The organism is Serratia sp. AKBS12 (assembly GCF_024793895.1).
Taxonomy (GTDB): Bacteria; Pseudomonadota; Gammaproteobacteria; order Enterobacterales; family Enterobacteriaceae; genus Serratia_F.
This window is the reverse complement of sequence record NZ_JANUSB010000002.1, coordinates 179,628-194,868: the sequence shown is the minus strand read 5'-3', so window position 1 is coordinate 194,868 and position 15,241 is coordinate 179,628. Positions and strand designations below refer to the sequence as shown.

Annotated in this window: 11 protein-coding genes; 6 read left to right on the top strand and 5 right to left on the bottom strand. The window is 56.9% G+C overall.

The features are described from left to right. The 4 genes from NYE85_RS00850 to NYE85_RS00840 form a co-directional block, all read right to left on the bottom strand. The gene (locus tag NYE85_RS00850) at window positions 1–1,398 is read right to left on the bottom strand and encodes an MFS transporter (protein ID WP_259002451.1); all 1,398 of its coding nucleotides are present in this window, start codon (window positions 1,396–1,398) and stop codon (window positions 1–3) included. 106 nt (window positions 1,399–1,504) lie between these two features. Further along, window positions 1,505–2,152 carry a 2-dehydro-3-deoxy-6-phosphogalactonate aldolase gene (locus NYE85_RS00845; RefSeq protein WP_259002449.1) on the bottom strand — a complete coding sequence of 216 codons (648 nt, stop codon included), beginning with the start codon at window positions 2,150–2,152 and terminating at the stop codon, window positions 1,505–1,507. Next, on the bottom strand, window positions 2,149–2,553 hold the full coding sequence (locus NYE85_RS22770) for a 2-dehydro-3-deoxygalactonokinase (RefSeq protein ID WP_405050647.1): 405 nt from the start codon (window positions 2,551–2,553) through the stop codon (window positions 2,149–2,151). Before NYE85_RS22770 ends, NYE85_RS00845 begins: the two co-directional genes overlap by 4 nt. A gap of 126 nt (window positions 2,554–2,679) precedes the next feature. Then, window positions 2,680–3,411, bottom strand: a complete 732-nt coding sequence (locus tag NYE85_RS00840; RefSeq protein ID WP_259002447.1) for a FadR/GntR family transcriptional regulator — start codon at window positions 3,409–3,411, stop codon at window positions 2,680–2,682. 325 nt (window positions 3,412–3,736) lie between these two features. Between NYE85_RS00840 and dapB the strand changes: the two genes are divergently transcribed. From dapB to kefC, 6 genes are all read left to right on the top strand, one after another. Next, entirely contained in the window at window positions 3,737–4,558 is an 822-nt protein-coding gene (gene dapB, locus NYE85_RS00835) for a 4-hydroxy-tetrahydrodipicolinate reductase (RefSeq protein ID WP_259002445.1), read from the top strand. A 470-nt stretch (window positions 4,559–5,028) separates the two neighbouring features. Then, entirely contained in the window at window positions 5,029–6,177 is a 1,149-nt protein-coding gene (gene carA / locus NYE85_RS00830) for a glutamine-hydrolyzing carbamoyl-phosphate synthase small subunit (RefSeq protein ID WP_405050646.1), read from the top strand. 17 nt (window positions 6,178–6,194) lie between these two features. Next, window positions 6,195–9,416, top strand: a complete 3,222-nt coding sequence (gene carB / locus NYE85_RS00825; RefSeq protein ID WP_259002442.1) for a carbamoyl-phosphate synthase large subunit — start codon at window positions 6,195–6,197, stop codon at window positions 9,414–9,416. 304 nt (window positions 9,417–9,720) lie between these two features. Further along, window positions 9,721–11,892: a ferric-rhodotorulic acid/ferric-coprogen receptor FhuE gene (fhuE, locus tag NYE85_RS00820; protein WP_259002440.1), complete on the top strand. Its 2,172-nt coding sequence runs from the start codon at window positions 9,721–9,723 to the stop codon at window positions 11,890–11,892. 186 nt (window positions 11,893–12,078) lie between these two features. After that, on the top strand, window positions 12,079–12,636 hold the full coding sequence (kefF, locus tag NYE85_RS00815) for a glutathione-regulated potassium-efflux system oxidoreductase KefF (RefSeq protein WP_259002438.1): 558 nt from the start codon (window positions 12,079–12,081) through the stop codon (window positions 12,634–12,636). Further along, complete coding sequence (kefC, locus tag NYE85_RS00810; protein ID WP_259002437.1) at window positions 12,629–14,488, top strand: glutathione-regulated potassium-efflux system protein KefC; 1,860 nt, start codon at window positions 12,629–12,631, stop codon at window positions 14,486–14,488. The genes kefF and kefC overlap by 8 nt, the downstream gene beginning before the upstream one ends. A gap of 131 nt (window positions 14,489–14,619) precedes the next feature. Here the strand turns inward: kefC and NYE85_RS00805 are convergent, their stop codons facing one another. Then, the gene (locus NYE85_RS00805; RefSeq protein WP_259002435.1) at window positions 14,620–15,234 is read right to left on the bottom strand and encodes a LysE family translocator; all 615 of its coding nucleotides are present in this window, start codon (window positions 15,232–15,234) and stop codon (window positions 14,620–14,622) included. Window positions 15,235–15,241 lie beyond the last annotated feature (7 nt).

The window sequence follows — 15,241 nt, the reverse complement described above, 5'->3', positions numbered from 1 at the left end:
TCAAATTCTCTCGTTGATATTCAAAGGGTTGTCAGTGTCAGGTTGTTCTACATGGGGGGGCGTGTCGTGGTTTTTTTTAGCGCCAAGCAGTTTGGCTGGCAGCATGAAGATCAACGGCGCACAGAGCAGCAGGAAACCCGCCAGAATGTATAGGCCGCTGTCGGTTTGGCCGGTTTGGTCTTTCAGCCAGCCGAGCACGGTAGGGCCGAAGAAACCCGCGAGATTGCCGACAGAGTTCACCAGGGCAATACCGGCAGCGGCGGCGGTGCCGGAAAGCAGAGTGCCAGGCAGGCTGATGTAGGTGGGGATCAGCGCCAGGGTGCCGGACATCGCAACGCAGATCCAGGTCATCATCCAGAAAGTGGAGCCGCTGCAATAGGCGCTCAATGTCAGACCGATACAGCCAATCACTGCCGGAATGGCGATATGCCAGCGACGCTCCTGTTTCAGATCGGAGTGGCGGCTGTTCCAGACCATAAATGCGGCACCAAAAACGTAGGGTAAGGCTGCCAGTAGGCCGATTTGGAAATCGTCGCTGATGCCCGAGGTTTTAATAATGGAAGGCAGCCAGAAACTGACGCCGTAATAACCGACGTTGAAACTGAAGAAAATCAGCGCCAGCAACCAGACATAGCGGTTCGCCAGCATCTCTTTCAGGCTGTGGGCTGCTTTGCCGTTTGCCGCACGATCCCGGTTGTTACTATCCCTTGCCAGGTCGGCCAGCACGAGGTTTTTCTCTGCGGTGGTGAGCCATGTGGCTTCGGCCACGTTGTTATCCAGGTAACGCAGCACCACAAAGGCCAGCACAAAAGAGGGGATCGCCTCGACCAGGAACAACCATTGCCAGTTATGCAAATTACCGACGTCTTCAAACAGCTTGAGGATCAAGCCGGAAAGCGGGCTGCCGATAATCACCGACAATGGTGTGACCAGAATAAACAGGCCCAGCGTGCGGGCGGAACGCCACGACGGGAACCACAATGTTAAATAGAACACGATACCGGGGAAGAAACCGGCTTCGGCTACGCCGAGCAGGAAACGCAGTACATAGAAAGTGGTTGGCGTGGTGACAAACATCATGGCTGCGGACAGCACCGCCCAGGTTGCCATGATACGTGCGATCCAGAAACGTGGGCCGTAGCGTTGCATCAGCAGGTTGCTAGGCAGCTCAAAAATAAAATAACCGATAAAGAATATGCCGGCACCCAGGCCATACACGGTATCGCTGAAGCTAAGGGCATCTTGCATATGCAGCTTGGCGAAGCCGACGTTAACGCGATCCAGGTAAGCGAAGAAATAGCACAAAATCAGGAAAGGGATCAGGCGGCGGGTAATTTTGCCATATACCCGTGATTCAATGGCTTGTTCTGTCGTTGGGGTTTCCGTGGTCAGCTTCATGATGTTTTCCTCTGATTTGTTTTTTTATTCGCCGGGGGATATCGGCGTATTCAAGGAGCGATCGACAGCCTGGGGTAACGGTGGTTCGGTACGCAGAGATTGGGCGTTACTCCATCGATTGACGCCACGCGGCCCGATAGGCCAAAGCCCGCTGGCGTAACGCCATCAGGTTGATTCCGGGCTGGTACAAACCGCTGCCCAAGCCAAAACCATGAGCGCCGGCTAATCGGTAAGCGCGCATTTGCGTACTGTCAGGTTGCACGCCACCTACTGGCAGGCAGACGATATTCTTCGGCAGCACCACGCTCAGCGCCTTGGTTACCGCAGGGGTAATACTCTCCGCCGGAAACAATTTCAGTCCGCTGGCTCCGGCGTTAATAGCGCTGAAGGCTTCGGAGGGGGTGGCCGCGGCGGGCAAACTGATCAGATTTAACGAACGGGAATGGCCAATTACTGCAGCGTCGGTATTAGGGGAAACTATCAATTGCTCGCCGGCGTTGGCCACCGCTTCAACTTGCCTAACGTTCAGTACGGTGCCGGCTCCAACAAAACCGCGGTCGCCGACGGTTTTCCTGATCAGGCGGATAGCGTCGTAAGGGGCGGGGCCGTTAAGCGGCACTTCCAGGTAGAGGAAACCACAGTCGAGAAGGATTTCGGCGACGGGTTCCGCCTCGTCGATGGTGATGCCACGTAAAATGGCAACCAGGGGAAGTGCCTGTTGTTGCCATCGTTGGATGAAGCTCTCTGGACTCATTGGAAGACTCCTGACAGTAGGGGGTAAAGTTGACTTAACCCGTTGATAAAACAGATATCGCCGTCCATGGTGTTCAAGGACAGCCCCAACCCCTGAACGCCATGGATTATCCACGCCGGACGGCTCCGGTTGGCGGTGAGCTTTATGGCGCCGGCGGCCAGGCCGTTAAGCCCACGCGGCTGGTTGAAGCAAGCGGCTTCATGCCAGCCTTGTTGTGACCCCACCATGCCGGCCATGACCAGCGGCAAGGCACCCTGCTCAGGCAACCAGGGGGTAATAGGATTTGCAGGGTAACGGCGAGGCGGTTTTTTCCTGCCGCAGGCCGGCCGCAGAAGCGACTGAAGCAGCCCAGCAGCCGCTGTACCTGCATTAAAAAAGCGCGAAAGTGAGTCGTCCCCCAATCAATAGCAATCCAGTTGTCATTCATGTTGGTAATACATGTATGTTAATCTTGTAATACAAGAATGCTAGAGCGAAAACCGCGCAGGATCTGTGAGGGGGATCGAAATTACCGCAAAGAAGGTTTTTTAAAGGATATGGGCGAACATCGCCGGTTGTTGCTGCCAGTTATGCTTTTTGGCCGCGTTGAGCAAAATGACGCGCATACGCTGGCGCGCAGTTTCGACCTGTTTAAAGCGAATCGCTTCCAACAATTGCTGGTGCTCTTCTACCGCACTTTTGGTCAGCCGGACATCTTCTTCCAGCGTTTGCTGAAAAGAGAGCGCCATGGCTGCGGAAAGTGCGCTGCCTAGTGAATGCAAAAAGGGATTATGGCTGGCGGCCAGCAACGCGAGATGAAACGCCATATCGCCCTGTTCAAACAGTTGGCGGCTGGCCTGCCGTTGCCCTTGCGCCATCAGTTGGCAGGCATCTTCCAACGCGGCAAGATCGTGCCCAGTGGCGTTAACCGCGGCCAATGCCGCGATATTCGGCTCAAAAATCAGCCGTGTGACCATTAATTGTTCAACCAGTTGCTGATCGAGACTGCCCTGCGCCAACCAGCTCAATACGTCCGGATCCAAAAAGCTCCATTGTTCGCGCGTATTGACCGTACTGCGTTTCTTGGCCTGAATGCTGATCAATCCCTTTGCGGCCAATACCTGCAAGGCGTTGCGCACTGAGGTACGGGACACGTCATACTGCAAGGCCAGCTCGTTTTCCCCGGGCAGCGAAAGCCCTGGCGGCAGTTCACCGTTGATGATGCGGCGGGCTAAATCCTGTGTCAGAGTTTCCGATAGGGTGGTTTTTACGCTTTTCATCTGGTGATCTCAGGCAGGTAATACGGCATTGGGATCACATAATAAGCCAAGCGACGACCAGGTGGTACCCATGCTGCTTCACGGGTAAGTAACACACCCTGGCGGGACGCGGATCGCGCGGATTGAAATTGCATGATTATGTACAATCGGCGGTTGAAACCGCGTCGGCCGTCTTATCCGCCAGTGATGGCGTTACTGATAAAAAATTGGGGATATCATAATTTTCTAATCATGATTTAAATCCTCTGGCGGTGGTAAGGTGAGACGGTTACCCTGAATCGATAGCCTATGGGATAGGCATCAAATCAAAAAGAGAGATAAAAGCATGACTGATACACAGATCCGCATTGCGATTGCGGGTTCCGGTGGCCGGATGGGGCGTCAATTGATCCAGGCCGTGCAGCAGGCGCAGGGCGTGGTGCTGGGGGCAGCGTTGGAGCGTCCAGGGTCCAGCCTGTTGGGCACCGATGCCGGTGAGTTGGCCGGTATCGGCGCACTGGGCGTCACCGTGAGCGATAGTTTGTCAAAGGTAGCGGATGACTTCGACATTCTGATCGATTTCACCCGTCCGGAAGGCACGCTGGCGCATCTGGCGTTTTGCGTCGAGCATCACAAGGCGATGGTGATTGGCACCACCGGTTTTGACGATGCCGGCAAAGCGGCTATCCGCGATGCCGCGCAGCATATTGGCATCGTGTTTGCCGCCAACTTCAGCGTTGGCGTCAACGTGGTGCTGAAACTGCTCGAGAAAGCAGCCAAAGTGATGGGCGACTATACCGACATCGAAATTGTTGAAGCTCACCATCGCCATAAGGTGGATGCCCCCTCGGGTACCGCGCTGGCGATGGGGGAAGCAATCGCCGACGCGCTGGGCCGAGATCTGAAAAGCTGTGCGGTGTATGCCCGTGAAGGCCATACCGGCGAACGCGAGCCGCATAGTATTGGCTTTGCGACTATTCGTGCCGGGGATATCGTCGGCGAGCACACGGCCATGTTTGCCGACATCGGTGAACGGGTGGAAATCACCCATAAGGCCTCCAGTCGCATGACCTTTGCTAATGGTGCGGTTCGTGCGGCAGGTTGGCTGTCAGATCGCCAAAATGGGCTATTTGATATGCGTGACGTGCTGGGTTTGGACCGGTTATAATTTTTTTAACATCGCCGTGATACCTGTTTATTTATCATAACTCCATGATAATAGGGCAATATATTTATTGCCCTTTTCTTTAACATGAAAAATAGAGCTTTAATGCAGGTTTATTTGTTTTTCTTGTATTTTCGTTGGTTAACTTGTCTTTATGTTGGTTGGTTGACCTTTTTTACCCGCGCCAGCCGTCTCCCAGGTGGAAAAAAGCCGGCTTTCCTGTCATTGTGGCTCGCAACCGTTTACTCATTGCCGGTTTGCATGTCTTTTTATGGCTGAGGTGGCAAGAAAACCGTGAAATATGCAAAAATAGCTAGAAAAATGGCACTTGGAGTAGACAAACCGAGCACCCATCATTAAAATGCGCCCAATTTGCCAAAAATTAGCCTTGAGGCCGGTTTTTGCATTGATTTAGATCGTGATATCTGAATTAATATGCAAATATTGTGATTGATTATTCCTCGGAGGGTGTTTTGATTAAGTCAGCGCTATTGGTTCTGGAAGACGGAACCCAATTCCACGGTCGGGCCATCGGGGCAGAAGGTACGGCAGTGGGGGAAGTGGTCTTCAATACGTCGATGACCGGCTATCAAGAAATCCTCACCGATCCTTCCTACTCCCGCCAGATCGTTACTCTTACTTATCCCCATATCGGCAATGTCGGCACCAATGCTTCCGACGCAGAATCCTCCGCTGTTCATGCTCAAGGCCTGGTTATTCGCGACCTCCCGTTGATTGCCAGCAACTACCGCTGTGAAGAAGGGCTGTCGGAGTATCTGAAGCGCAACAACATTGTGGCGATTGCCGATATCGATACCCGCAAGTTGACGCGTCTGCTGCGTGAAAAGGGTGCGCAAAACGGTTGCATTATTGCCGGCGACGCGCCGGACGCAGCGCTGGCGTTGGAAAAGGCCAAGGCCTTCCCGGGTCTGAAAGGGATGGATCTGGCAAAAGAAGTGACCACCCAAGAAGCTTACGCCTGGCAACAGGGCAGCTGGACGCTTGACGGCGAGCTGCCGGAAGCCAAAGACGCGGCCGCGCTGCCATTCCACGTGGTGGCCTATGACTATGGCGTCAAACGCAATATCCTGCGCATGCTGGTGGATCGCGGCTGCCGCCTGACGGTCGTACCGGCGCAGACCTCGGCGGAAGAGGTGCTGAAAATGGCGCCAGACGGCATTTTCCTCTCTAACGGCCCGGGCGATCCGGAGCCATGTGATTACGCCATCGCCGCCATCAAACAGTTCCTCGACACCGACATCCCGGTGTTCGGCATCTGCCTTGGCCACCAGTTGCTGGCGCTGGCCAGCGGCGCGCAAACGGTGAAGATGAAACTCGGCCACCACGGCGGCAACCACCCGGTGAAAGATCTGGATAACCACACGGTGATGATCACCGCGCAGAACCACGGGTTTGCGGTTGACGAAAACCACCTGCCGGCCAATTTGCGCGTGACGCACAAATCGCTGTTCGACCACACCGTGCAGGGCATTCATCGTACCGACAAAGCGGCGTTCAGCTTCCAGGGACACCCGGAAGCCAGCCCGGGTCCGCACGATGCCGCCCCGCTGTTCGATCACTTTATCGAACTGATTGAGACTTACCGTTCCAACGCCAAATAATCAGGAGCCTTGATAAAATGCCAAAACGTACTGATATAAAAAGCATCCTGATCCTCGGCGCTGGCCCGATCGTTATCGGCCAGGCGTGCGAATTCGACTATTCGGGCGCTCAGGCCTGCAAGGCGCTGCGTGAAGAGGGTTACCGCGTTATTCTGGTGAACTCCAACCCGGCCACCATCATGACCGATCCGGAAATGGCTGATGCGACCTACATTGAGCCGATCCACTGGGAAGTGGTGCGCAAAATCATCGAAAAAGAGCGTCCAGACGCGGTACTGCCGACCATGGGCGGCCAGACGGCGCTGAACTGCGCGCTGGAGCTGGAGCGTCAGGGGGTGCTGGCGGAATTTGGCGTGACCATGATTGGCGCCACCGCCGATGCCATCGACAAGGCCGAAGACCGTCGCCGTTTTGATGTGGCAATGAAGAAAATCGGCCTGGATACCGCGCGTTCCGGTATTGCGCATACCATGGAAGAAGCGCTGGCAGTGGCCGCTGACGTCGGGTTCCCCTGCATTATCCGTCCGTCCTTTACCATGGGCGGCACCGGCGGCGGCATTGCCTACAACCGCGAAGAGTTCGAGGAAATCTGCGAACGCGGCCTGGATCTGTCACCGACCAAAGAGCTGTTGATCGATGAGTCGCTGATCGGTTGGAAAGAGTATGAAATGGAAGTGGTGCGCGACAAGAACGACAACTGTATCATCGTCTGTTCTATCGAAAACTTCGACGCCATGGGCATTCACACCGGCGACTCGATCACCGTTGCGCCGGCACAAACCCTGACCGACAAAGAATACCAGATCATGCGTAACGCCTCGATGGCGGTACTGCGTGAAATCGGCGTGGAAACCGGCGGATCCAACGTGCAGTTCTCGGTGAACCCGAAGACCGGCCGTCTGATCGTGATCGAAATGAACCCGCGTGTGTCACGCTCCTCGGCGCTGGCGTCGAAGGCGACCGGTTTCCCGATTGCCAAAATCGCCGCCAAGCTGGCGGTGGGCTACACCCTCGACGAGCTGATGAACGACATCACCGGTGGACGTACCCCGGCCTCCTTTGAACCGTCGATCGACTACGTGGTCACTAAAATCCCGCGTTTCAACTTCGAAAAATTCGCCGGCGCCAATGACCGCTTGACCACCCAGATGAAATCGGTCGGCGAAGTCATGGCGATTGGCCGTACCCAGCAGGAATCATTGCAGAAAGCGCTGCGTGGGCTGGAAGTGGGTGCTACCGGTTTCGACCCGAAAGTCAGCCTGGACGATCCGGAAGCGCTGACCAAAATCCGTCGCGAGCTGAAAGACGCCGGCGCTGAGCGCATCTGGTACATCGCCGATGCCTTCCGCGCAGGCCTGTCTGTCGATGGCGTGTTCAACCTGACCAACATCGACCGCTGGTTCCTGGTGCAGATTGAAGAGCTGGTACGTCTGGAAGAGCAGGTGGCAGCGTCCGGCATCAACGGGCTGACGCCGGAATTCCTGCGCACCCTGAAGCGCAAGGGCTTCGCCGATGCGCGCCTGGCCAAACTGGCCGGCGTAGCGGAAAGCGCAGTGCGCAAACTGCGTCACGGTTACGGCCTGCACCCGGTTTACAAGCGCGTGGATACCTGTGCGGCGGAATTTTCCACCGACACTGCTTACATGTATTCCACCTATGAAGAAGAGTGTGAATCCAACCCGACCCATGACCGACCGAAGGTGATGGTGCTGGGTGGTGGTCCGAACCGCATCGGTCAGGGCATCGAGTTCGATTACTGCTGCGTGCACGCCTCGCTGGCACTGCGCGAAGACGGTTACGAAACCATTATGGTCAACTGTAACCCGGAAACCGTTTCAACCGATTATGACACTTCCGATCGTCTGTACTTCGAGCCGGTAACGCTGGAAGACGTGCTGGAAATCGTGCGCATCGAGCAGCCAAAGGGCGTTATCGTGCAATACGGCGGCCAGACTCCGCTGAAACTGGCACGTGAGCTGGAAGCGGCCGGCGTACCGATTATCGGTACCAGTCCGGACGCGATTGACCGCGCCGAAGACCGCGAGCGTTTCCAGCAGGCGGTAAACCGTCTGGGTCTGAAACAGCCGGCCAACGCCACCGTTACCGCAATCGATCAGGCGGTAGAAAAGGCAGCCGGCATCGGTTATCCGCTGGTGGTGCGCCCTTCCTACGTACTGGGCGGCCGTGCGATGGAAATCGTCTACGACGAAATCGACCTGCGTCGCTATTTCCAGAATGCGGTCAGCGTATCCAACGACGCGCCGGTATTGCTTGACCGTTTCCTGGACGACGCGGTGGAAGTGGACGTCGACGCCATCTGCGACGGCGAACGCGTGCTGATTGGCGGCATTATGGAGCACATCGAGCAGGCCGGCGTTCACTCCGGCGACTCGGCCTGTTCACTGCCGGCCTATACGCTGAGCAAGGAAATCCAGGACGTAATGCGCCAACAGGTGGAAAAACTGGCGTTCGAACTGCAGGTGCGCGGTTTGATGAACGTGCAGTTTGCGGTCAAGGATAATGAAGTCTACCTGATTGAAGTCAACCCGCGTGCGGCGCGTACCGTGCCGTTCGTCTCGAAAGCCACCGGCGTGCCGTTGGCGAAAGTGGCGGCGCGCGTGATGGCTGGCAAAACCCTGGCCGAACAGGGTGTGACGGAAGAAGTGATTCCGCCGTACTACTCGGTTAAGGAAGTGGTGCTGCCGTTCAACAAATTCCCGGGGGTTGACCCGATTCTCGGTCCGGAAATGCGCTCTACCGGCGAAGTAATGGGCGTTGGCCGCACCTTTGCCGAAGCGTTTTCCAAAGCGATGCTTGGCAGCAACTCCGGCATGAAAAAACAGGGCCGTGCGCTGCTGTCGGTGCGTGAAGGCGACAAGGCGCGGGTGGTCGATCTGGCCGCCAGCCTGCTGAAGCAGGGCTTTGAGCTGGATGCGACCCATGGTACCGCGGTGGTGCTGGGTGAGGCAGGGATTAACCCGCGCCTGGTCAACAAGGTGCATGAAGGGCGTCCGCACATTCAGGATCGCATCAAGAATGGCGAATACACCTATATCGTCAACACCACCGCAGGTCGCCAGGCGATTGAGGATTCCAAACTGATCCGCCGCAGCGCCCTGCAATATAAAGTGCATTACGACACCACGCTGAACGGCGGTTTTGCCACCGCCATGGCGCTGAAGGCCGATCCGACCGAGCAGGTTACCTCGGTGCAGGAAATGCACGCCCGTATCAAATAACACCGCACCGGCGTTCGCCAGGGGATTGCCTGGCGAACGCTGGCGGAGAGCGCCGTTCGTCGTTCTCCGCCTTTTCTCTGGCATTTCTCCGCCTTTTTTCACCCGTCGTTTCCATCTCCTGCCTTGACCCACGCTCAATTAAGAAATTTCTTGGAACTTTTTGAAACAGCGGTTTACCCTGATAAGGCTAATGCGTATAGTTCTCATTTGTTTTTGCATGTCTGCGCCGTCAAACAAACGTATTCGTGACCTGCTCGGGGCGTTGAGCGCCCTGACACAATAAAAACTATATTGAGGAACCATCATGTCCTTCGCTGCTTCTTGTCTCAGGGGAAACCATGCCTGCGGCTTCCGGCCGTCTGCCGTCGGCGGTTTTACACGTTCCAGCTTGGCGCTATTGGTGGCGGCGTGCTGTTCCGCGCCGGTAGCCATGGCGGCGGAAAATGAAGACACCATTGTCGTCGACGGCGCTGCCAACGGCAGCGGGCTGCCGGAACAGGACTATGCGGTGCCGGTAACACGCGCCGGCACCAAAATGGCGCTGACGCCGCGCGATATTCCGCAGTCGGTCAGCGTTATCACTCAGCAGCGCATGCAGGATCAGGATCTGCAAACCATCGGTGACGTGCTGAGCAACACCACCGGCATCAGCGCCAACAATATCGACTCCGATCGCTCGACCTATTTTTCGCGCGGCTTCTTTATCAACAATTATCTGTACGATGATATCCCGACTACCGTCGATGAGGTGTGGAACTTTGGCGATGCCGCCGGTGATACGGCAATCTATCAGCGCATCGAGGTGGTGCGTGGTGCCAACGGCCTGATGACCGGATCGGGCAACCCGTCAGCAGCCATCAATATGGTACGCAAACATGCCGACAGCCGCGAGCTGACCGGCAATCTGTCCGCCAGTTATGGCCGCTGGAACAAGCAGCGCTACGTTGGTGACGTCAGTACGCCGCTCAACGCCGACGGTAGCGTGCGCGGGCGGGCGGTGGCTGGTTATCAGGATGGTGATGGTTGGCTGGACCGCTACGGCAATCGCAAAAAATTCCTGTATACCGCGCTGGATGCCGATCTGACCGACTCCACCAAATTGTCGTTGGGGTGGGAATACCAGCAGAGTCACACCAGCAACCCGACCTGGGGCGGTTTACCGACCTGGTACAGCGACGGCAGTCGGACTCATTACGATCGCAGTTTCAACCCGGCGCCGGACTGGGCGTATTCGGACAAGGAGTCGAACAAGCTATTCGCCGATCTGACGCAGCGTTTTGACAACGGCTGGCAGGCGCGCGTGAACGCAACCCACGCTAAAACCACCTTTGACTCCAAGCTGATGTATGCCTCGGGTTATCCGGATAAAATCACCGGCGATGGGGTGATGGCCTACGGTGGCTGGAACAAGGGCACGCGCAAGCTCGACTCGCTGGACGCTTACGCCAGCGGACCGTTTCAACTGTTCGGCCGCCAGCATGAACTGGTGGCCGGCGGTAGCTACAGCAAGCAGAACAATTATTACTTCAACTCGCAGTCGATGCTGTCCACCGCCGACGTCGGTGACTATAACCAATGGGACGGCAACGTCACGCAGGGCAGTTGGTCACCGTGGGTGGTGTATGCCGACGACACGCTGCGACAAAAGTCATTCTACGGCGCGGTGCGTTTCTCGCTGGCCGATCCGCTGTCGCTGATTGTCGGCGCGCGTTATACCGACTGGCGCGCCAACGGTACCACCGCCACCAGCAGCAAAGACGCGGTGACGCCGTATGCCGGCCTGATCTACGACATTAACGACACCTATTCGGCCTATATCAGTTACACCGAAATCTTCCAGCCGCAAACGGTTCGCGATGCCAACCGCAACTATCTTGACCCGACCACCGGCAAGAACTACGAAGCGGGGGTAAAGGGCGATTGGCATAACAGCCGTCTGACGGCCTCACTGTCGGTGTTCCGTACCGAGCAGGATAACCTGGGTGTCAGCACCGGCACCTATATTCCCGGCACCGCCGAGATGGCATATGAATCGATCAGCGGCACGGTGAGCCGCGGGGTGGAGTTTGAAGTCAACGGCGCGCTGACCGACAACTGGCAAATGACCTTCGGCGCGTCGCGTTTTGTTGCCGAGGACAAGGACGGCAAAGCGGTAAACCCGTTTATGCCACGCACCACGCTGAAGCTGTTTTCCAGCTATCGCGTGCCGACGCTACAGGCGCTGACCCTCGGCGGCGGCGTCAACTGGCAAAACCATACCTGGCGTGACGACGCCGGCCCGGCGGGGGCATCGCGTCCCGAACAGGGCAGCTACGCGTTGGTGAATCTGCTGGCGCGTTATCAGGTCAACCAACAGTTTTCGCTGCAGGCCAACGTGAATAACCTGTTTGACAAAGAGTATTACGACTACCTCGGCAGTTATGCGGTCTACGGTGCGCCACGCAGCGTTTCCGTCACCGCCAATTATCAGTTCTGATACCAGGGAGGAGCCTGCTTTGCAGGCTCCTTGAACGCTACTGGTGGTTTTTATCCGCTGCTTAAATTCATTCAGCAAATTTGTTGGCTTACGTTAAAAATTTCAGCTATCAATCAAACCACAACCTGTCAGGCTGTGTGATTGGTATATATGCTTAATGTATTGGCAAGGAATGATGAGAACAGCATGATTCTAATTATTTACGCACACCCCTATCCCCGGCATTCCCATGCCAATCAGCGCTTATTGCAGGCGGTTAAGGACATTCCCGAAGTGGAAATCCGCTCGCTGTACGAGCTTTATCCCGATTTTAATATTGATAGCAATGCCGAGCAGCAAGCGTTGCAGCGTGCCGACCTGGTGGTGTTACAGCACCCGATGCAGTGGTACAGCCTGCCACCGCTGTTGAAACTGTGGATCGACAAGGTGCTGGAACACGGCTGGGCGTATGGCCATGAGGGCGATGCGCTGGTTGGCAAGGACTGCCTGTGGGCGGTGACCAGCGGCGGCGATGAACACCACTTCGATCTGGGAGACTTCCCCAACTTTGCGGTGTTGGCGCAACCGTTGCAGGCAACGGCAATATATTGTGGCATGAACTGGCTGCCGTACTTTGCCGTGCATAACACGTTTACCTGCAATGAGCCGGCGCTGATGGCCGCCGGCGAGGCTTACCGCCAGCGGCTGATGCAATATCTGATGGACAGTGAACAACCGTTGGCACAGGGAGTTGAAAATGGATAACCACGGCATGATGATTGAAGGGCTGATCTATCTGGGATCGGCCGGTCTGCTGGTGCCGATGGCGGTGCGGCTGGGACTGGGATCGGTGCTGGGCTATCTGATTGCCGGCTGCATCATCGGCCCGTGGGGGTTGAAGCTGGTGTCAGATGCCGAATCGATCCTGACCTTTGCGGAAATTGGCGTGGTGCTGATGCTGTTCATCATCGGATTGGAGCTGGATCCCAAACGGCTATGGACGCTGCGCGCCTCGGTGTTTGGCGGCGGTGGCTTACAGATGGCCGGCTGCGGGCTGATGCTGAGCGCGTTCTGTTATTTTCTGGGGCTGGACTGGAAAGTGGCGCTGCTGATTGGCCTGACGCTGGCGCTGTCTTCGACCGCCATTGCCATGCAGGCAATGAGCGAGCGCAACCTGACGCCGTCACCGATTGGCCGCAGTTCGTTTGCCGTCTTGTTGTTTCAGGACATTGCGGCCATTCCGCTGGTGGCGATGATCCCGCTGCTGACGAATAGCGGCGCGGCTACCACGCTGGAAGCCTTTGCACTGTCAGCGGCGAAGGTGGTTGGAGCGTTGGCGTTGGTGGTATTGCTTGGCCGTTACGTGACGCGGCCGCTGCTGCACTTTGTCGCACGCTCCGGCATGCGTGAAGTGTTCAGCGCCGTGGCGCTGTTCCTGGTGTTCGGCTTCGGCATTTTGCTGGAAATGGCCGGGCTGTCGATGGCGATGGGCGCGTTTCTCGCCGGGGTGCTGCTGGCGAGCTCCGAATACCGCCATGCGCTGGAAAGCGACATTCAGCCGTTCAAAGGCCTGTTGCTCGGCCTGTTCTTTATCGGCGTCGGCATGTCGATTGATTTCGGCACGCTGTTCAGCCACCCGCTGTTGATCGCCACGCTGCTGCTGGGTTTTATGTTGCTCAAGGCCGCGATGCTGTGGCTGATTGCACCGTTGCTGGGCGTGCCGAAGCGCCAGCGTGGGCTGTTCGCCATTCTGCTGGGGCAGGGTAGTGAGTTCGCGTTTGTGATCTTCGGCGCGGCGCAAATGGCCGGCGTGCTGCCGGTGGATTGGGCGAAAGCACTGACGCTGGCGGTGGCTCTGTCAATGGCGGCAACGCCGCTGCTGCTGGTTATCGCCGCGCGACTGGAAAAGAATGCGCCGAAGGACGATCGTCCGGCCGATGTGATTGACGAAGAGAATGCCAGCGTCATCATCGCCGGCTTTGGCCGGTTTGGTCAGATCGCCGGTCGCTTGCTGCTGGCCAACGGGGTGCACACCGTGGTACTGGATCACGACCCTGATCATATCGAAACGCTGCGCAAGTTCGGCACCAAAGTGTTTTACGGCGATGCCACCCGTGCCGATCTGCTGGAGGCCGCTGGCGCAGAGCACGCCAAAGTGCTGATTAACGCCATCGATGACGTGGAGGCCAGCCTGCAACTGACCGAGCTGGCCAAGCGTCATTTCCCGCACCTGAAAGTGGTGGCGCGTGCACGCGACGTCGACCACTGGTATCAGTTGCGTCAGTTGGGCGTGGAAAGGCCGGAGCGCGAGACTTTCGAAAGTTCGCTGCGCATTGGTCGTGAAACGCTGGAGCTGCTGGGGCTGGATGCCTACGAGGCACGTGAGAAAGCCGACACCTTCCGCCATTACAATCTGCAAATGCTGGAGGCGATGATGGAGAATTACGAAGATACCGAATTCCGTATCGCCACCGTGCAGCGGGCCAAGGAAATGCTCAGCACGGCCATCGAACAGGATCAATCACGTCTGGTGCGATCGCAGCAAATCGGCTGGCGCGGCAGCATCGACGGCAAGGCACCGGAGGACGAGGTGGTGGAAGCGAAGGGCTTATCATGATGATATTTACCCAAAATATGTGGTGCTGCGGCTAGGCGGCAAGTCGGTGAAGCCCCGGCAGCTTGGTGAGCCAAGTGACCGGGGTAAATGTACACAGCCAACAACGCGCAACGGCGGGGATGCAGGGTAAATCAGCTCAGCGCGACTTTGATACCAAGCGCAATCAACATGCCGCCCAGCAGTTTATCGACTACCTTTTGCGCTTTTTCCAACCCGCGGCGTACCGGCCCGCTTTGAATCAGATACACCAGCAGCGGCCACCACAGCGCCGACAGGCCAAGGATTATCCCCGCATACCATAGTTTTTCGCCGATGCCAGAATCGATCTGCAACACCTGGGTGAACACCGCCAGGAAAAACAGCGTGGCTTTCGGGTTCAGCAGATTGCACAGATAACCCTGCATAAAGGCGTTTTTCAGGCTGACCTGCTGGGCAGGCAGGCTACTGACGTTTATCTTGCCGCCGCCGCGTGACAGCAACGCCTGGATGCCAATCCAGATAAGGTAGGCCGCACCGGCATATTTCAGCAGGTTAAACAGCCACGGCGTAGTGGTGATCACCACCGCCAGCCCGGCGACGCAATACGACATATGGGTCGCGACGCCGAAAATCACGCCGCAGGCGGTCATCAGCGCCGCCGGCCGCGGGTAACGCGCGGCGTTCTTGATCACCAGGAAAAAGTCCGGCCCCGGCGACAGCATGCCCAGCGTGGCGATCCCGGCGACAAATAATGTGGTTTCCAGCATGGTCACA

Excerpts from the sequence above, each read along its gene's own strand:
- kefC (WP_259002437.1), top strand. The coding sequence starts at position 12,629 with ATGGATAACCACGGCATGATGATTGAAGGGCTGATCTATCTGGGATCG.
- NYE85_RS00845 (WP_259002449.1), bottom strand. The coding sequence starts at position 2,152 with ATGAGTCCAGAGAGCTTCATCCAACGATGGCAACAACAGGCACTTCCC.
- dapB (WP_259002445.1), top strand. The coding sequence starts at position 3,737 with ATGACTGATACACAGATCCGCATTGCGATTGCGGGTTCCGGTGGCCGG.
- kefF (WP_259002438.1), top strand. The coding sequence starts at position 12,079 with ATGATTCTAATTATTTACGCACACCCCTATCCCCGGCATTCCCATGCC.
- NYE85_RS00805 (WP_259002435.1), bottom strand. The coding sequence starts at position 15,234 with ATGCTGGAAACCACATTATTTGTCGCCGGGATCGCCACGCTGGGCATG.
- carB (WP_259002442.1), top strand. The coding sequence starts at position 6,195 with ATGCCAAAACGTACTGATATAAAAAGCATCCTGATCCTCGGCGCTGGC.
- fhuE (WP_259002440.1), top strand. The coding sequence starts at position 9,721 with ATGTCCTTCGCTGCTTCTTGTCTCAGGGGAAACCATGCCTGCGGCTTC.
- NYE85_RS00850 (WP_259002451.1), bottom strand. The coding sequence starts at position 1,398 with ATGAAGCTGACCACGGAAACCCCAACGACAGAACAAGCCATTGAATCA.
- NYE85_RS00840 (WP_259002447.1), bottom strand. The coding sequence starts at position 3,411 with ATGAAAAGCGTAAAAACCACCCTATCGGAAACTCTGACACAGGATTTA.